Here is a 17,671-nt window from a genome sequence, read left to right on the forward strand (position 1 = left end):
ACCGTGAGGCAGGGGGCCGATTGGGGGTGGATACGCGGTGACCGGGGCGGATGTCAGTGCGTGGCTCTAGGCTGGCTGGGTGTCCAACTCGCCGGTGAGAGCGCAGGCCAAGGGGGCTGATGGAGTGTCGGAAGGCCGTGATTCCGCTGTGGGCGAACAGGCTGCGAGTCGCCCGAAAAAAGCGACAAAACGCCCTGCGGGTGAGCAGGTCCCGAGGGCTGGAGTGAAGGCCGCGGCGAGGCCCGCTTCGAAGTCCGCGACGCAGTCCGCAGCAAAGTCCTCGACCGAGCCGGCCACGAGGTCCGCTGCGAAGCCCGCGTCGAAGTCCGCCGCACGGGACGCGGCCAAGTCCACGGTGAAGCCCGCGCCGAAGTCCGCCACGAAGGCCACCGTGAAACCCGCGAAATCCGGTGCAAAACCCGGTGCGAAACCCGGTGCGAAACCGGAATCGCGTCTGGCGATGGTTCGCCGTGCCCGCAGGATCAACCGTGAGCTCGCCGAGCTCTACCCGTACGCCCACCCCGAGCTGGACTTCAGGAACCCCTTCGAGCTTCTCGTCGCCACGGTCCTCTCCGCCCAGACCACCGATCTGAGGGTCAACCAGACCACTCCCGCGCTCTTCGCCGCTTATCCCACCCCTGAGGACATGGCCGCGGCCGTCCCGGAGGAAATGGAAGAGTTCATCCGGCCGACCGGCTTCTTCCGGGCCAAGACCAAATCGCTGATAGGCCTCTCCGTGGCGCTCAGGGACAGGTTCGGCGGCGAGGTGCCGGGCCGGCTCGCCGACCTCGTCACGCTTCCCGGGGTCGGCCGCAAGACCGCCAACGTCGTGCTCGGGAATGCCTTCGGTGTACCGGGCATCACGGTCGACACCCATTTCGGACGCCTGGTCCGCCGCTGGAAGTGGACGGAGCAGGAGGACCCGGAGAAGGTCGAGGCCGAGATCGCCGCGATCTTCCCCAAGAGCGAGTGGACGATGCTCTCGCACCGCGTCGTCTTCCACGGCCGCCGCATCTGCCATGCCCGCAAGCCTGCCTGCGGCGCCTGTCCGATCGCCCCGCTCTGCCCGGCGTACGGGGAGGGTGAGACGGACCCGGAGAAGGCCAGGAAGCTGCTGAAGTACGAGATGGGCGGTCAGCCCGGTCAGCGGCTGAGCCCGCCGGCGGACTACCCGGGCAAGCCCGCGCCGGCCCTGGGGGCCGACTGACGCACGGCGCTCGCTCCGGAACGAAATGAGTGATGACAGGCGTTGCGAGACGAGGGGTGCCTATGAAGACGCACGAACAGAGCACGGAAGCGGCAGCCGCGCCCGCGGCGGTCAGCCCCGCAGTGGCCCACCCAGCGGCCGTAAGCCCCGCAGCGGCGGTGGCAGCGGCCGCCGCCACGGCAGGCGCAGGCCACGACGGAGCCGTCACCGTCACGACCGAGGGCCTGCCCGAGTGGCTCGACCCCGTGGCCCGCGCCGCGCGGACGATCGAGCCGGACCAGCTCAGCCGCTTTCTGCCGCCCGAGAGCGGCGCCGGGCGGCAGTCTGCCGTACTCGTACTGTTCGGGGAGGGTGGGCGCGGTCCCGAGCTGCTCCTCATGGAGCGATCCGGAAGCCTGCGTTCCCACGCTGGGCAGCCTTCCTTCCCCGGCGGCGCCCTGGACCCGGAGGACGGCGACCAGGCCACTACAGGGCCGCTCAGGGCCGCTCTGCGGGAGGCCCAGGAAGAGACCGGCCTCGATCCGCGCGGAGTACAGCTCTTCGGAGTGCTGCCCCGGCTCTACATCCCCGTGAGTGGATTCGTCGTGACGCCGGTCCTCGGCTGGTGGCGGTCGCCGAGCCCGGTCGGCGTCGTCGATCCGGGTGAGACGGCCCGGGTCTTCACCGTCCCCGTGGCGGATCTCACGGACCCGGCCAACCGTGCGACCGCGGTCCACCCGAGCGGTCACCGAGGCCCGGCATTTCTGGTTGAATCCGCCCTGGTCTGGGGTTTCACGGCCGGAGTGATCGACCGGATTCTGCACTTCGCGGGCTGGGAGCGCCCGTGGGACGCCGCCAAGCAGGTGCCACTCGACTGGCGCGCATGACACGCTGACTCCCGTGCTGCGCTGTCCGGCCCTGCCCGGACCCAGCCGAAGGAACAGGCCCGGTGACGAATCTGCGAGGCTATAGACGGTGAACGTGCTGGACATCCTGCTGCTGGCCGGCGCCGTGTGGTTCGCGGTCATCGGCTATCGCCAGGGGTTCGTCGTCGGCATCCTGTCGGTGATCGGGTTCCTGGGCGGCGGTCTCGTCGCCGTCTATCTGCTGCCGGTCCTGTGGGACCAGCTGACGAACGGCTCCGAGGTCTCATCGACGGCAGCCGTCGTCGCCGTCGTCATCGTGATCGTCTGTGCCTCGGTGGGGCAGGCGTTCACCACTCACCTCGGAAACAAGCTCCGCCGATACATCACGTGGTCGCCCGCGCGCGCCCTCGATGCCACCGGCGGCGCCCTGGTCAATGTGGTCGCGATGCTGCTTGTCGCTTGGCTGATCGGCTCCGCACTGGCCGGTACCTCACTGCCCACGCTGGGCAAGGAGGTCCGTAGCTCCTCGGTCCTGCTCGGCATCTCCCGGGTGATGCCGGCCCAGGCCTCCACCTGGTTCACGGACTTCTCCTCGGTCCTTGCGCAGAACGGCTTCCCGCAGGTCTTCAGCCCCTTCGCCAACGAGCCGATCACCGAGGTCCGGGCCCCGGACCCGGCGCTGGCAGGCAGCCCCGTGGCGGTAAGGGCCAAGAAGTCCATCGTCAAGGTCGTCGGTACGGCCCCGAGCTGCGGCAAGGTCCTCGAAGGCACCGGCTTCGTCTTCTCCGACCGCCGGGTGATGACCAACGCCCATGTCGTCGGCGGCGTCGATGAGCCGACTGTCCAGATCGGCGGCCAGGGGCGGCTGTACGACGCGAAGGTCGTCCTCTACGACTGGCAGCGCGACATCGCCGTACTCGACGTACCGGACCTCGACGCGAAGCCGCTGAAGTTCACCGACACCGATCGCGACGCCGGCACCGGGAACAGCGCCATCGTCGCCGGCTTCCCGGAGAACGGCTCGTACGACGTACGGGCCGCGCGCGTCCGGGGCCGCATCGACGCCAAGGGACCGGACATCTACCACCGGGGCACCGTCCGCCGCGATGTGTACTCGCTCTTCGCGACCGTCCGTCAGGGCAACTCCGGCGGTCCGCTGCTGACCCCCGACGGCAAGGTGTACGGAGTCGTCTTCGCGAAGTCGCTCGACGACCCCGACACCGGCTACGCGCTGACGGCCGACGAGATCCGCCAGGACATCGCGCACGGCCGCACCGCCAACCAGCAGGTCGACAGCCAGGGGTGCGCCCTCTAGTGCCGGGAGGGGCACCAGAGCCTCTCCGGCTCTGATCAGCCGGACAGGCCCCAGGCGCACTGCCCCGCGGCAGCCGGGAGAGTTGTGGAAGTCCCGCCCGATCGGTGAGTGCTCACCGGTCGGCCGAGGCGGACATCATCCGCGTGGATGGCGCAGCCGCGCCGAGACCCAGCGGGCCCGACGGCGCAGAATGCGTGGAATACCGAGCCGGGGATCATGCATATCGTGCACCCGGCCCTGGGGGCCGCCCCCCTCATGAGTGCTCGGACTCGCCGTGGCGGTCGAGCGACGGTTGCGTGCTGTGTCACCGAAGTCGTGCGTCCAGCCCATACCCCGACGTCTGCCCGTGCCTCATGGTCGGTAACCGCCCATCCGTCAGCCAATTGGCCTATGCGCCGGGCAATTGGCTGTTCGTTGGACAACTATGCCCGTGCGGCTACCGGTCGGGCTCGGGATCCTTGAGCCAGTTGATGAGTTCGGTCGAGAACCCGCCCGGATCCTCCTCGTGGGGGAAGTGCCCCAGACCGTCGAAAAGTCGCCAACGGTAAGGCGCTTCGACGTATTCGCCGGACCCTGCCGCGCTCCGCGTGCGGATCGCCGGATCGAGTGAACCGTGGAGATGCAGTGTGGGTACCCGCACCGGCCGCTTCATGCGCCGGTTGAACTGGATTCCGTCCGGACGTGCCAGGGAGCGCACCATCCAGCGGTACGGCTCGATCGAGCAGTGCGCCGTCGACGGGATACACATTGCGCGCCGGTAGACGTCGATTGCCGCATCGTCGGGGAACTCCGGGGTCCGGGGGCCCGCCCAGTCATGGATCAGCCGGCCCACCAACGCCGCATCGTCCGCGACGAGCTGACGCTCCGGCACCCACGGACGCTGGAAGCCCCAGATGTACGAGCCCGCGCGGGACTGCGCGAAGTCGGAGAGCATCGAGGAACGCCAGCGGCGTGGATGCGGCATCGAGGAGACCGCGAGGCGGCGCACCAGCTTCGGCCGCATCACCGCGGCCGTCCAGGCGAGATAGCCGCCCATGTCGTGGCCGACCAGGGCGGCGTCCGGTTCGCCGAGCGAGCGGATCACGCCGGTGATGTCGAGCGCCAGGTTGGCGGGGTCGTAACCCCGGGGCGTACGGTCGCTGCCGCCGACCCCGCGCAGATCCATTGCCACGGCGCGGAAACCGGCGTCGGCCAGTGCGGTGAGCTGATGGCGCCAGGTCCACCAGAACTGCGGGAAGCCGTGCAGCAGCAGCACCAGCGGCCCGTCGCCGAGCTCGGCGATGTGGAAGCGGGCGCCATTGGCCGCCACGTCCCGGTGGGTCCACGGCCCGTCGAGCCGCACGGGCCCACCGGAGCCGGCCGGGCCGGGCGAACTCGGCAGGTCGGAGGGGCCCGAGGGGCCTGAGCGGCCGGTCGAGCCCGAGGAGCCGTCCGGGCCCGCCTGGCCGTTCGGGCCTGCCTGACCTTCCGGGCCTGCCTGACCTTCCGGGCCTACTGGGCCGGATGCACTGGAATCGGGGACCGTCATGTGGACGAGCGTGCCACAGCGGACGCTTTGTCCTGGACCGGAGACTTCTCCGGGGCCTTGTCCGCCGACGTGCTGCCCACGGCGGCCGGACGGCTCGTCCCCGCCGCGACGGCGGGCCGCGGGTGCGGCTTGACGCCCTGCAGCACGGCCGCCGTCTGCTTGGCCGAAGCGATGGACTTCTCCGGCGGCTTCACCTTCTTGAGCTTGGCGATGGCGAACAGCGCGAGCAACGCCCCCAGCACGATGAAGGCGGCGCCCACGATCGTGAACGACACGGCGAGTCCGAGCCCCAGGTAGTGGATTCCGTACGCCGCCGCGAAGCTCAGCACCGGGATCGCGAACAGAATCAGCACACCCGCGATGATGAACGCCACGCTCCCGGTGACGCCGCGCTTGACGTCCTGCCGCACTTCGGCCTTGGCCAGGGCGATCTCGTCGTGCACCAGTGCGGACATCTCGGCCGTCGCCGCAGCGACCAGCTGCCCGAGACTGCGGTCGGCGCTGCCCGCGTTGTTGCCGGGGTCGCTCATCCCTGACTCCCTCTCCTGCTCTCCTGCTCAACACATCTGGTGTCAGATCATGCCGGACTGTCCGGCTTGCTGCTCGCTGCCCCCGCCAGTTGGGCAAGACGGCGGTGCTCGGCAGCCTTCTTCTCGTAGATCGCGGCCATCCGCAGGTGGTACTCCGGGTCGTCCTGCTCGTAGACGTCGGGCACGCCGTCCTCGTCCTCGTCGAGCTCCTCCGCCTCGTACAACGTCCGGTATCTGCGTACCCGGAGTTTGAGCAGTACACCGGAGAGTACGGCGGCTGTCAGGGAGCCGAGCAGTACGGCGGCCTTGATCTCGTTGGTCATGTCCTCGTCGCCGGCGAAGGCCAGTTCACCAATGAGCAGCGAGACGGTGAAGCCGATCCCGGCGAGCGAGGCAACCGCGAAGACGTCCCCCCAGGCCAGGTCCTTGTTCAGTTCCGCCTTCGTGAAGCGGGCGGCCAGCCACGTACCGCCGAAGACGCCCATCGTCTTGCCGACGACGAGCCCCAGGACGACACCGAGCGTCTCGGGCCGGGTGAAGACGTCCGCCAGTGCGCCACCGGAGAGGGAGACACCGGCCGAGAAGAGGGCGAACAGCGGCACGGCGATACCGGCCGACAGCGGACGGATCAGGTGCTCGATGTGCTCGCCGGGGGAGTGGGTCTCGCCGTCCCGCCGGGTGCAGCGGAGCATCAGGCCCATGGCGACACCGGCGATGGTGGCGTGGATGCCGCTGTTGTACATCAGGCCCCAGATGGCCAGGGCGAGCGGTACGTAGATGTACCAGCCGCGCACATTCCTGCGCAGCAGCAGATAGAAGACGGCGAGGCCGATGAAGGCGCCGATCAGCGCCATGAAGTTGATCTTCTCGGTGAAGAAGACCGCGATGATCAGGATCGCGAAGAGGTCGTCGACGACGGCGAGGGTCAGGAGAAAGGCGCGCAGCGCGTTCGGCAGCGAGGTGCCGATGACCGCGAGGACGGCGAGTGCGAAGGCGATATCGGTGGCGGTGGGTACGGCCCAGCCGCCCGTGGAACCTCCGCCGATCACGGCTACGAGTGTGTAGACGACGGCCGGAACCGCCATTCCGCACAGCGCGGCGACGACCGGGAGGGCGGCCGCCCTGGGGTCGCGCAGTTCGCCCGCGACCAGTTCCCGCTTGAGTTCGACGCCTGCGACGAAGAAGAAGACTGCGAGCAGCCCGTCCGCCGCCCAGTGCTCCACGGAGAGGTTGAGACCCAGCGACCCGGGACCGAAGTGGAAATCGCTGACGGCCGCGTAGCTGGAACCGAAGGTGTTCGCCCACACCAGGGCAGCTATCGCGGCGACCAGCAGGATGACTCCGCCGACGGTCTCGGTGCGCAGGGCGTCCGCGAGGTAGTTCCGCTCGGGGAGGGACAGGCGCCTGAGAAAGGTGCGTCGGGAGGAAGGAGGTGTGGGGGTTGGCGCGGCCACGAGTAAGGACCTCCGGGTCGGTACGGCAGCGATGGCATGACTGTTGCACTTGCCGACCAGACTTCCCGGCACACCCTGTGGAGATTTCTTATTGCTTTTTTGACGTGGCTGCCACTGTACCCGGGGTGCGCGGGGGCTGTATCCGGTGATCTTCAACTTAGACCGACCGGCACGTGGGGGTGGGAGAAGCGCGGGGCTGGGTGCGTGCTCAGCCCCGCGACGCCGCCTCCCATTTGCCGGTCGGTCTTAAATGCCCGAGGGCACCCGGCCCGTTGCCGGATGCCCTCGGGGAGGTACTCGCCGCGGTCAGTCCTCGGAGAAGGAGGACGGCAGCTGGGTCTGGATGAGGTCCATCACCGAGGAGTCGGCGGAGACCGTACGGCTACGTTGCCGAGCTTTTCGTTTTCACCATCTGCACCTTGACCTGCGGAAACATCGCTCGGACCGGCGTCGATGGCGCTCGTGATCTCGGGTGCGGCGGACTTTGACGGGTACGAGGACAGCACTTTCAGACCGCGCGGTACTCGCCGGTCTCATCCCAGTGCCGAATACGACGCATGAGCGCCGCGTACGCCCGCCCGCCGATCCGCTCGGACGCGCTTCGCAGCCTTGCTGACGACGTCGTGCACCGGGTACGTCTTGCCGTCCGCCTTGTAGTGACCGGCTTCACTGTTCGCCCGGACCATATCGATCGGGGGCACCAGACAACCGGCGACCGAGAAGGGATCGAGCATAACGTTCTTGATCGCGTCCCGGATGGCGTTGTCTACGACCTGCATGCTTGCGGGACGACCTCGCCGGTCTCAGCGTCATAGGTGCCCAGGTACCGGGCCAGCTCGCCCGGCTCGAACACGGCGTGTCCGTTGCGCTCATGGCGCCCCACCGCCAGAAAGGCGAGGCGCGGCCACTTCGGCGACTTCAGCTCGGGGCCGAGTGTGCAGGACATGAACGCCTCTTGAAGAGCTGCGTGAACGGCTGTTGGATGCCGCTGCGGTCGTTGGGGGTTTCACTGTTGTGGGGCGTCTCTTCGGCCAGGTCCCCGCGCTCTCCCAAAAAATGATCACTGCGATTCGGTCTGTTCGCGCAGTGTGCGACAAAGTCTGATGGCACGTGCTCAAGGTCCGCTGCCACGGGACAGCACACATGAAGGAACCCTCGCACTTGGCGGGGGTTCCTTCATACCTACCTTGGGGTGAGGCCCTGGGGCCTACTCCGAGTGGGTCGAGTGGGTCGGCTTCAAACTGTCAGCGATGCGACGCACGCTGTCTGAATCCGTGAGCGTCGTGACGTCGCCCAGCTCGCGGTTCTCGGCGACGTCACGCAGCAGACGCCGCATGATCTTGCCGGAGCGGGTCTTCGGCAGCTCGGCGACCGGCAGGATCCGCTTCGGCTTGGCGATCGGGCCGAGCGTGGCGCCGACGTGGTTGCGCAGCTCCGCGACGAGCTCGTCCGAGGCGGCAGCCGTACCGCGCAATATCACGAAGGCGACGATGGCCTGGCCGGTCGTCTCGTCGGCGGCGCCGACCACGGCGGCCTCGGCGACCGAGGGGTGCGACACGAGCGCCGACTCGACCTCGGTGGTCGAGATGTTGTGCCCGGATACGAGCATCACGTCGTCGACCCGGCCGAGCAGCCAGATGTCGCCGTCCTCGTCCTTCTTGGCGCCGTCGCCCGCGAAGTACTTGCCCTCGAAGCGCGACCAGTAGGTGTCGATGAAGCGCTGGTCGTCGCCCCAGATGGTGCGGAGCATCGATGGCCACGGTTCGGTGAGGACGAGGTAGCCGCCCCCGCCGTTCGGAACCTCGTTGGCCTCGTCGTCGACGACCGTGGCGGAGATACCGGGCAGGGCACGCTGGGCGCTTCCCGGCTTGGTCTCCGTGACGCCCGGCAGCGGCGCGATCATCATCGCTCCGGTCTCGGTCTGCCACCAGGTGTCCACGATCGGGCACTTGTCGGCGCCGATGTGCTTGCGGTACCACATCCACGCCTCGGGGTTGATCGGCTCACCGACCGAACCGAGGACCCGAAGACTGCTCAGGTCGAACTTGGCGGGGATGTCGTCACCCCACTTCATGAACGTACGGATCGCGGTCGGCGCGGTGTAGAGGATCGTGACGCCGTACTTCTGCACGATCTCCCAGAAACGCCCCTGGTGCGGGGAGTCCGGCGTGCCCTCGTACATGACCTGCGTCGCGCCGTTGGCCAGCGGGCCGTAGACGATGTACGAGTGGCCGGTCACCCAGCCGATGTCGGCGGTGCACCAGAAGACATCGGTCTCCGGCTTGAGGTCGAAGACCGCGTTGTGGGTGTACGCAACCTGCGTGAGGTAGCCACCGGAGGTGTGCAGGATGCCCTTCGGCTTACCCGTTGTGCCGGAGGTGTAGAGGATGAAGAGCGGCTGCTCCGCCTCGAACGCCTCGGCGGTGTGCTCGGCGGACTGTCGGCCGGTGATCTCGTGCCACCAGACGTCGCGGCCCTCGGTCCATGCAGTGTCCTGACCGGTGCGGCGCACCACGAGGACATGCTCGACGCTGTCGAAACGGGAGACGGCGTCGTCCACGGCGGGCTTGAGCGCGGACGGCTTACCGCGGCGGTAGCCACCGTCGGCGGTGATGACGACCTTGGCGTCCGCGTCCTGGATGCGGGCGGCGATGGCGTCGGCGGAGAAGCCGCCGAAGACCACCGAGTGCGCGGCGCCGATGCGGGCGCAGGCCAGCATGGCGATGGCGGTCTCGGGGATCATCGGCAGATAGACGGCGACCCGGTCGCCCTTGCCTACACCGAGCTCGGTGAGGGCGTTCGCGGCGCGGGAGACCTCGTCCTTCAGTTCGGCGTAGGTGATGGCGCGGCTGTCGCCGGGCTCGCCCTCGAAGCGGATGGCGACCCGGTCACCATGGCCGGCCTCGACATGGCGGTCCACGCAGTTGTACGCGACGTTGAGCTTGCCGTCCGCGAACCACTTCGCGAAGGGCGGGTTGCTCCAGTCGAGTGTCTCGGTCGGCTCCGTGGCCCAGGTCAGGCGACGGGCCTGCTCGGACCAGAAGCCCAGCCGGTCCGCCTCGGCCTGCTCGTACGCCTCCGCTTTGACGTTGGCATTGGCGGCCAGATCGGCAGGCGGGGCAAACCGCCGCTCCTCCTTGAGCAGATTGGCCAGGCTTTCGTTGCTCACGACATCTCCCATTCCCAGGGTGTCCGTTGTGTCCCGCGCATAGCTCATCAGGCCAAAGGCCAGGTGACAAGTGTCTGCCCGGAATTGGTTTAGACCTGTGTCTCGTGTATGGAGACACGGTTCCGCATCCAAGTGCGGTCCGGCGCAGTGCGGCGCAGTACGGAGCACGGCGACACGGAGCACTCGGAGCACTCGGAGTGGTACGGAGGCGGGACCACAAGGGTTCACGGACCGGGGGCGAATGTGGTTCAGACGCCGGTACGTTCCAACTCGCCGGAACCGGATGGATTGCCCGGGGCGGCGGCGGGCCTGGGGGTGTCGGCGTCGCCGGGGGAGCGGGAAACGGCCAAGGCATGGGAATCGGCCGAGGCGTGGGCGTCGCCAGGGTCCACACGGTCGAAGACCTCGTCGAGCGCGAGCCCGGCGCTCGCGCCCTCGGTCAGCAGATAGGCCTGCGCCTCGCCCACATGGAAGTACATACCGTGCAGTTGGAGCGTGCCCTCGGCGAGCCGCCGCGCCACCGATTCATGGGCCCGCAGATGGTCCAGCTGCTGGACCACATTGGTGAGGCAGAGCTGCTCCACCGCATCGGCCGGAAGGCGGCCGGAGATCCGGGCCCAGGCATGATGTCGGGACGCCATCCGCTCCAGGCTCGGCAGCCCGTGTCTCAGCCAGCGCCACAGGGACGTCAGCGGAGTGCCCGGGGCCGGCTTGGTGCCGAGCAGAGCCTGCATCGCGCCGCAGCCGGAGTGCCCACAGACGGTGATGGACTCCACCTTCAGCACATCCATCGCGTACTCGATCGCGGCGCCCACCGAGTCGTCACCCGACTCGGTGTCCGGCGGGGGCACAAGATTACCGATATTTCGCACGGTGAACAGGTCACCCGGGCCGCTCGCCGTGATCATGCTGGTGACCAGGCGGGAGTCGGCACAGGTGATGAAGAGCTGGGAGGGGCGTTGCCCCTCGCGAGCCAACCGGGCCAGCTCCTCGCGCACCAGCGGAGCGGTGTTCCGCTGGAACGAACTCAGGCCGCTGACCAGGCGGTTTCCGCCGGTCCGGCGCGGGGTGGCGGTGGGTGAGCCGGTCGAGCCGGGGGTGCTGTGGACTCCGGGGGCGTCGTGGGACGTGTCGTTGTCGGGGACGCGGTCCTTGATGTAACTGGATCCGGAGCCGGGAGCTGGGCCCGTGCCGAGGTGGCCGTGGTGGGTCTCGGGCGTCTGCTCGGGCCGGTCGTGGCAGTGATGGTTGCGCCACGGCGTCCAGGGGCGGCAACAGGAATGCGCCGCCGATGCGGGCTCGGCGATCCGGCCGCCGGACCTGCCGGTGAAGACGACCCGGCCGCCGTGGGCCGCCTGGGCAGTGCTCCAGTCCTGGATCGCCTCGTACGCCGCGTGGTCCATGAAGAAGCCGTCAAGCTCGACAACGGCATCCCCGTCCTGGGGCAGCTGGCCGAGCGTCCGGCTGAGCCGGGGCACCGCGAGAAACGTCAACTGGCCCCGTACGACCACCAGATGCTGGCCGCCGTGTTCGGTCACGGTGATCCTGGTCCGGGCCAGCCGGTGCAGGGAGACGGCCACCGCGGCCGCGATGCCGATCACCACACCCTTGAGCACGCCGAAGAGGACCACGCCAGTGATTGTCGCCCCGTACACCGGGAATTCCCGGTGCCTGTGGACATTGCGGATATGGGCGAAACTCACCATCTGGATGCCGACCATCATGACCAGCGCGCCGAGCGCGGCCAGCGGGATCCGCTCCAGGACGGAGACCAGCAGCCCGGCGGCAAGCACCACCCAGACACCGTGCAGCACGGTGGAGGCGCGGCCCGTCGCTCCGGCCCGCACATTCGCCGAACTGCGCACTGCACCGCCGGACACCGCCAGCCCGCCGACCAGCCCGGACAGGGCGTTGGCGATGCCCTGGGCACGCAGCTCACGGTCGAGATCGGAGCGTCTGGCGGGCGGGTCCGGTGGGGACGAAGAGGCGGGGCCCCGGGCCGGGGTTGAAGTCGAAACCGAACCCGAGGCCGAGGCCGACGTCAGGTCGGCCTCGGGTCGGGCGGCCGGTTGCTCGCCGGCGCGGTCGGCCGACAGCTTGTCCACGGCGACCGCGGCGAGCAGCGACTCCAGACTGGCCACCAGCATCATTGTGAACACGGCGGTGGCCAGGGCGAGTACGGGGCCGTGGGGCATCTCCGGCAGGGCGTGCGAGCGCCAGGACGGCAGATCGACCCGGGCGATCCCGGGCGCCGTGATCGCAGCCACCGCTGTCGCGGTCACCACTGCGGCGAGGGCAGCCGGAATCCGCCGTGCCACCCGGCCGATCCGCCCCGGAATCCGCGGCCACAGGATCAGGACGGTGATGGTCAGCAGGCCGATCAGCGGGGCGGCCGGACTCACCCTCCCCAGCTGGTCGGGGAGGGCGAGGGCATTGGCGACGGCCGAACTCTGAGGCGAGCCGCCGAGCACGATGTGCAGCTGGGCGAGTGCGATGGCCACGCCGATGCCGGCGAGGGCGCCGTGCACGATGGCGGGGCTGACGGCGAGGGCGCTGCGTGCCGCCCGCAACGAGCCCAGCAGGATCTGCAGAAGTCCTGCGCCGATGGTGATCGCGCAGGTGGTGCGCCAGCCGTAGGTCTGGATCAACTCGGCTGTGACCACGGTCAGTCCGGCGGACGGCCCGCTGACCTGGAGAGGTGTGCCGCCGAGTAGTCCGGCGACGATTCCGCCGATCGCGGCGGAAATGAGGCCTGCCTCCAGCGGGGCGTCCATGGCGACGGCGAGGCCTAGCGACATGGGGACGGCGAGCAGGAAGACCGTGATCGATGCGGACAGGTCGGCGCCCGCGATGCGGAATCGTCCGCGGCGCGGCGGTGGTGGGCTGTGCGGTCGTTTGATTCCCGAGGCGCGGGGTGGGCGCGAACCGCGGGATGTGCGGTCATGACGAGTGGGGACGCAAGCAGACATGTTCCCGTCTCCTCCGGGGCAGCGCGGTCGCGGAACGTGGGGGACGCGGCCGTGGGTCACGGCGTGCAGCGGCGGGATTTCTCAACTCTCAGTAAATAGATCGTAATGGAGAGTAAAGATATGTGTCCATGGTTGAGGTCAAATGGATCAGTTAGCCATCCATTCAGGCGAATAAGAAGCTTTTCATATGGATTGTCGTACTAATTTCGGCATAGCTGCATGCGATCTCGACCGTTCCGCGTCAGCACTTCAACGTAAATTTCCCCCAAGGAAGAGGGGGCGGATGATGGGCGCCACGGAGAGGGCCGCCGCGAAGGGGACCGCCGCCGAACGGGTCGCCCCGGGCGTCATGGCCGTTGTACTGACCACGGAGAGTCGCCGGCTGTTCCTCCGGTACGGATTCCAGGACCGGAGCCGCCGGCCCTGCCGCCGCAAAGCGAGACGCCGGAGCGAAGAAGAGCGTTCCCCGAGCCGCACCCAAAAGCCTGTCCTGGCTCATCGGTGACGGCTCCACCGCCTTCACGGGCAGCTGGCCGAAGCTGCCCGTGGCGCAGCGCCTGGCGCTCGGTCAGAAGCCCCCGCAGTTCATGCTGTTGTCGCGGGACGGCGCCGGAGAGGGTAGCCAAAAGCTGTTCCCGCACTTCCGTGAGGTGGGCGAGAGGTGTCACGCGAGCATGACGTATTTCCTCAGCGGCGTGTACCTGCTGCCGGAGGACATGCGGGACCTCGACGACCCGTCGAAGCGCGATGCCGGCAGCTCCCGACATCGGCTTCAACGGCACAGAGGGAATCCGGAACACCTTCACTCGGGTCCGCGGCGCCTGGGAGGACGGCGACGAGATCGGCACCCGCTTCAACGCCCAATTCTGCGGCCCCGACGGTAGCGCGGTCGGTCCAAGCCTGGAGTCACTCGGTGAATCGAGGCTGAGCCGGGACCTCGGGGGCGGAAGCGGACCGGGGGCCGGGGGTCGGCAGGGCTCATGGCGGGGCCGGTGCGGATCAGGTCGGCCGCTGGCTCGGGTGACGGCGTTCGGTGACCGCGCACGGCCACCGAACCGCACGCCCTTCAGCTGCGACTGCCGCTTGAGGGTGCAACGGAGCCCCGGCCGGAACGCGGGCATCCTCCCGGCCGGGACGCCGACGGATCAGGCAGGCTGAGTGGCGCCGTCCCGCACGTACCGCTCGTCGAGTACGAAGGCCGGGTCGACCTGGGCCGCCAGGTCGGCGCCCGTCTTCTCGTTGCCCCAGCTCTCCGCGTTCTTCAGATGGAAGTGCACCATTTGTCGCGTGTAGCGCTCCCAGTCCCGCTGCTCGTACGAATCCTCCGCGGCGTTCTGCAGTGCCTGCAGGGCCATGCGGTTGTCCGCCTCCAGCAGCTCGAAGGGGGCTGGCCTGCCCTTTTCCATGGCCCGTACCCAGTCGGAGTGCCCGACGCTGACCAGTAGATCGTTGCCCACCTCGGCGCGCAGGAAGTCCAGATCGTCCTCGCCCTGCACCTTGTTGCCGATGACCTTCAGCGCGACCCCGAAGTCCCGCGCGTACTCCTTGTACTGGCGGTAGACCGAGACGCCCTTACGGGTCGGCTCGGCGACCAGGAACGTCATGTCGAAGCGGGTGAACATCCCGGAGGCGAAGGAGTCCGAACCTGCTGTCATGTCAACGACGACATAGTCGTCGGGGCCGTCGACGAGATGGTTGAGGCATAGCTCGACCGCACCGACCTTGGAGTGGTAGCAAGCCACGCCCAGATCCGACTCGGTGAACGGTCCCGTGGCCATCAGCCGGATCTCCCCGTCGTCGAGCCGGACCGTGCGGGCGCACGCGTCGTAGACCGGGTTGTCCTCACGGACTCGCAGCAGCCGCGAGCCCTCGCCGGGCGGAGTCGTCTTGATCATCGTCTCGACGGAGGCGATGCGGGGATTGCTGCCGCGCAGATACTCCTTGATCAGAGGTAGTTGGGCTCCCATGGCGGGCAGCGCCGCAGCCTCGTGGTCGTCGAGGCCGAGTGCGGCCCCGAGATGCTGGTTGATGTCGGCGTCCACCGCGACGACATGGGCTTCATTGGCGGCAAGGTGGCGGATGAAGAGAGAGGACAGCGTGGTCTTGCCGCTGCCGCCCTTCCCTACGAAAGCGATCTTCATGTTCACCTAGGGTAGCGGTGTGATTGCGTTCTGCTGTCACGCTTCGTGAAGAAGGCCACTCCTGGGCGGTATCGGTGTAGGGGGCGCGTAGCCTCGCTACTTATGAGTACGACTGCCTCTGATCCGCTCGCCACCCTGGGCACCCTGCCGGGGGTCGCCGACGCGGTGGACTCCGTACGCAAGGCCGTCGACCGGGTCTACGGTCACCGCGTCATGCGGCGCCGCAGCAGTGAGGTCACCGCCGAAGCGGCGCTGCGTGGCGCCCGCGGCTCGGCGGCGCTGTCCGGCGCCGACTGGAATCTGGAGGAGGTGCGCCGGCGCACCGACTTCAGCGGTGACGGTGAGGCGCATGTGATCGGAGCGGCCCTGAGGCTCACCGCCGAAGCGGGACAACTGCTCTCTATTTGGCGGCAGTCGCCCCTGCGTGTCCTGGCGCGGCTGCATCTGGTTGCAGCCGGCGGCGCGGCGCCCGAGGATGCTGTCGGTCGGCCGCGACTGGCGGGCGAACCCGTGGACGAGCCGCTGATCGATGCGCCGCTGCCGGACGCCGAGGAGGTGGCCGGGCGGCTGGAAGGGCTCTCCGGATTGATCCTTTCGGGTACTGCGGCGCCCGCGCTGGTGACGGCGGCGGTCGTGCACGGTGAACTGTTGGCCCTGCGTCCCTTCGGTTCGTACAACGGTCTCGTCGCGCGTACCGCAGAGCGGATCGTGCTGATCGGGAGCGGGCTCGACCCTAAATCGATCTGCCCCGCCGAGGTGGGCCACGCCGAGCAGGGGAGAGTGGCGTACGTCGCTGCGTTCGAGGGCTATCTGTCGGGGACGCGGGATGGGGTGGCGGCCTGGATCGCGCACTGCGGGCGTGCCGTGGAGCTGGGCGTCAGAGAATCGACGGCGGTGTGCGAGGCGTTGCAGCGCGGAGCCGCGTAAGCAGGGCGACGGGTCCGCAAGGCTGGGTGCGGCAACTGGGTGCGGCTGACTTCACCGCGGTAACTCCACTGCCCGGTAAAAGGGTTGCGGCGGTACCGTCCTCGGTACCGCCGCTGGCATGTCTACCCAGTTACCATGCGTCCTCAATATGTGCCCATCAGGTCGGGGACTTTGCCCGTCCCTGGTGCGGCTGGCCCGTAATCGACGGGTCGACGTCGCGTGGGTGCTCGGTTTTCATGCTCGGTCCGTGGGGCCTTCTCTGCGTTATCAGGTAATCCTCTCGGACGTCCTTGGTCTCGCGGGCCGTTGAGTCCTTTGTACTCCAGAGCCGGGGTGAGCGGTAGTGCTGGCCATACTTCTTTACTTTTAGGTTCAATTACGGGCGAGTTGGACAACTCGGTTCGGCCGGATGAACTGGACTGATTGGTCGCCGTGCAAGTGATCGGCCGGGCGGCGGGCCCAGGGGGCGTCGGGGCGCCGCCCGGCTTGTACATCAGGCGGAGGTCGTGGTGGCGCGGCGGCGAGAGGTGTACCAGACCAGTCCCGCCGTGACGGCGGCTGCACCCAGCGCTGCCGCCGCGACCAACGCAGGGCGCGGCGGCAGCGAGAGCGTGGGCAGTCGCTGCTTGAGTCGGACCGGTCGGTCAAAGACGAGAATCGGCCACTCGCGGAGGGTCGCTTCGCGCCGCAGGGCGCGGTCCGGATTCACCGCGTGTGGGTGGCCGACCGACTCCAGCATCGGTACATCGGTCGCGGAATCGCTGTAGGCGTAGCAGCGCGAGAGGTCGTACCCCTCCGATACTGCGAGCGCCTTGACCGCCTCGGCCTTCGTCGGCCCGTACGCGTAGTACTCCACTTCGCCGGTGAAACAGCCGTCGTCACCGACGACCATCCGGGTGGCGACGACTCGGTCGGCGCCGAGCAGCTCGCCGATCGGCTCGACGACCTCGGCGCCCGAGGTTGAGACGATCACCACATCGCGTCCTGCGGTGTGATGCTCCTCGATGAGCGTCGCCGCTTCGTCGTAGATGATGGGGTCGATCAGATCGTGCAGGGTCTCGGCGACGATTTCCTTCACTTGCTGGACGTTCCAGCCCTTGCAGAGTGCGGAGAGATATTCCCGCATCCGCTCCATCTGGTCGTGATCTGCACCCCCGGCAAGGAACACGAACTGTGCGTACGCAGTGCGCAGTACAGCGCGGCGGTTGATCAGTCCGCCTTGGTAGAAGGACTTGCTGAAGGTCAGCGTCGAAGACTTCGCAATGACCGTCTTGTCCAGGTCAAAGAAGGCTGCTGTGCGCGGCAAGAAGCGGTTTTCCACAAGGCAGAGCATAGGGGCCCACCATTCGGCGTAAACTCCGGCGCGTGGGTTTGCCTGAGAAGGCTCTCGGGTACACCATGGAAGTCACGGATCGTTCGCGACCGTGCTAACCCGGTCCGGCTCCTCCCCCCCCGAGTCGGCCGTGGGGACGACCCCCGCTCTCCCCCCCGGCGGGGGTCGTCGCATGTCCGGACGCGTTTCTGTCGTTCGGAATCAAGCTTTTTGCCTCCGTTTAGGCCGCGACGGCCCGCTTCTCGTTCCGTCT

General features: G+C 68.3%; 14 protein-coding genes. 4 read left to right on the forward strand and 10 right to left on the reverse strand.

Annotation, left to right across the window (positions count from 1 at the left end; genetic code table 11):
• Positions 1–148 precede the first annotated feature (148 nt).
• From nth to ABTZ94_RS00975, 3 genes are all read left to right on the forward strand, one after another.
• A complete protein-coding gene (gene nth, locus ABTZ94_RS00965; protein WP_502967158.1) occupies positions 149–1,207 on the forward strand; it encodes an endonuclease III in 1,059 nt (352 codons plus the stop codon).
• Positions 1,208–1,269: 62 nt separating this feature from the next.
• On the forward strand, positions 1,270–2,073 hold the full coding sequence (locus ABTZ94_RS00970) for an NUDIX hydrolase (protein ID WP_351196176.1): 804 nt from the start codon (positions 1,270–1,272) through the stop codon (positions 2,071–2,073).
• 88 nt (positions 2,074–2,161) lie between these two features.
• A complete protein-coding gene (locus ABTZ94_RS00975) occupies positions 2,162–3,367 on the forward strand; it encodes a MarP family serine protease (RefSeq protein WP_351196178.1) in 1,206 nt (401 codons plus the stop codon).
• Positions 3,368–3,502: 135 nt separating this feature from the next.
• Here ABTZ94_RS00975 and ABTZ94_RS00980 read toward each other — a convergent pair whose 3' ends face one another.
• From ABTZ94_RS00980 to ABTZ94_RS01020, 9 genes are all read right to left on the reverse strand, one after another.
• Positions 3,503–3,697, reverse strand: coding sequence for a hypothetical protein (locus ABTZ94_RS00980; RefSeq protein ID WP_351196179.1), 195 nt, complete (start codon positions 3,695–3,697; stop codon positions 3,503–3,505).
• Positions 3,698–3,803: 106 nt separating this feature from the next.
• Positions 3,804–4,895, reverse strand: coding sequence for an alpha/beta fold hydrolase (locus ABTZ94_RS00985; RefSeq protein ID WP_351196181.1), 1,092 nt, complete (start codon positions 4,893–4,895; stop codon positions 3,804–3,806).
• Positions 4,892–5,425: a phage holin family protein gene (locus ABTZ94_RS00990; RefSeq protein WP_351196183.1), complete on the reverse strand. Its 534-nt coding sequence runs from the start codon at positions 5,423–5,425 to the stop codon at positions 4,892–4,894. The genes ABTZ94_RS00985 and ABTZ94_RS00990 overlap by 4 nt, the downstream gene beginning before the upstream one ends.
• A 47-nt stretch (positions 5,426–5,472) precedes the next feature.
• A complete protein-coding gene (gene nhaA / locus ABTZ94_RS00995; RefSeq protein ID WP_351196185.1) occupies positions 5,473–6,879 on the reverse strand; it encodes a Na+/H+ antiporter NhaA in 1,407 nt (468 codons plus the stop codon).
• A gap of 533 nt (positions 6,880–7,412) precedes the next feature.
• Positions 7,413–7,658 (reverse strand): hypothetical protein, encoded by a 246-nt coding sequence (locus tag ABTZ94_RS01000; protein WP_351196187.1) that lies wholly within the window; start codon positions 7,656–7,658, stop codon positions 7,413–7,415.
• Positions 7,646–7,825, reverse strand: coding sequence for a hypothetical protein (locus tag ABTZ94_RS01005; RefSeq protein ID WP_351196188.1), 180 nt, complete (start codon positions 7,823–7,825; stop codon positions 7,646–7,648). The genes ABTZ94_RS01000 and ABTZ94_RS01005 overlap by 13 nt, the downstream gene beginning before the upstream one ends.
• A 261-nt stretch (positions 7,826–8,086) precedes the next feature.
• Positions 8,087–10,060, reverse strand: coding sequence for an acetate--CoA ligase (acs, locus tag ABTZ94_RS01010; protein WP_351196190.1), 1,974 nt, complete (start codon positions 10,058–10,060; stop codon positions 8,087–8,089).
• Positions 10,061–10,296: 236 nt separating this feature from the next.
• Entirely contained in the window at positions 10,297–13,017 is a 2,721-nt protein-coding gene (locus ABTZ94_RS01015) for a bifunctional SulP family inorganic anion transporter/carbonic anhydrase (RefSeq protein WP_351196192.1), read from the reverse strand.
• Positions 13,018–14,162: 1,145 nt separating this feature from the next.
• Complete coding sequence (locus tag ABTZ94_RS01020; RefSeq protein ID WP_351196194.1) at positions 14,163–15,158, reverse strand: ATP-binding protein; 996 nt, start codon at positions 15,156–15,158, stop codon at positions 14,163–14,165.
• A gap of 102 nt (positions 15,159–15,260) precedes the next feature.
• On the opposite strand from ABTZ94_RS01020, the gene ABTZ94_RS01025 reads away from it, so the two are divergent.
• Entirely contained in the window at positions 15,261–16,085 is an 825-nt protein-coding gene (locus ABTZ94_RS01025) for a Fic family protein (RefSeq protein ID WP_351196196.1), read from the forward strand.
• A gap of 493 nt (positions 16,086–16,578) precedes the next feature.
• Here the strand turns inward: ABTZ94_RS01025 and ABTZ94_RS01030 are convergent, their stop codons facing one another.
• A complete protein-coding gene (locus ABTZ94_RS01030) occupies positions 16,579–17,418 on the reverse strand; it encodes an HAD family hydrolase (protein WP_351196198.1) in 840 nt (279 codons plus the stop codon).
• Between the last annotated feature and the right edge of the window lie 253 nt (positions 17,419–17,671).

The sequence above is a fragment of the Streptomyces sp. NPDC002785 genome (genome assembly GCF_040295565.1).
In the GTDB taxonomy this organism is placed as follows: Bacteria; Actinomycetota; Actinomycetes; order Streptomycetales; family Streptomycetaceae; genus Streptomyces.

Coding starts and splice junctions, on each gene's coding strand:
- ABTZ94_RS00970 (WP_351196176.1), top strand. CDS start 1,270: ATGAAGACGCACGAACAGAGCACGGAAGCGGCAGCCGCGCCCGCGGCG.
- ABTZ94_RS00980 (WP_351196179.1), bottom strand. CDS start 3,697: ATGGGCTGGACGCACGACTTCGGTGACACAGCACGCAACCGTCGCTCG.
- ABTZ94_RS00985 (WP_351196181.1), bottom strand. CDS start 4,895: ATGACGGTCCCCGATTCCAGTGCATCCGGCCCAGTAGGCCCGGAAGGT.
- ABTZ94_RS00990 (WP_351196183.1), bottom strand. CDS start 5,425: ATGAGCGACCCCGGCAACAACGCGGGCAGCGCCGACCGCAGTCTCGGG.
- ABTZ94_RS01000 (WP_351196187.1), bottom strand. CDS start 7,658: ATGCAGGTCGTAGACAACGCCATCCGGGACGCGATCAAGAACGTTATG.
- ABTZ94_RS01005 (WP_351196188.1), bottom strand. CDS start 7,825: ATGTCCTGCACACTCGGCCCCGAGCTGAAGTCGCCGAAGTGGCCGCGC.
- acs (WP_351196190.1), bottom strand. CDS start 10,060: ATGGGAGATGTCGTGAGCAACGAAAGCCTGGCCAATCTGCTCAAGGAG.
- ABTZ94_RS01015 (WP_351196192.1), bottom strand. CDS start 13,017: ATGTCTGCTTGCGTCCCCACTCGTCATGACCGCACATCCCGCGGTTCG.
- ABTZ94_RS01020 (WP_351196194.1), bottom strand. CDS start 15,158: ATGAAGATCGCTTTCGTAGGGAAGGGCGGCAGCGGCAAGACCACGCTG.
- ABTZ94_RS01025 (WP_351196196.1), top strand. CDS start 15,261: ATGAGTACGACTGCCTCTGATCCGCTCGCCACCCTGGGCACCCTGCCG.
- ABTZ94_RS01030 (WP_351196198.1), bottom strand. CDS start 17,418: ATGCTCTGCCTTGTGGAAAACCGCTTCTTGCCGCGCACAGCAGCCTTC.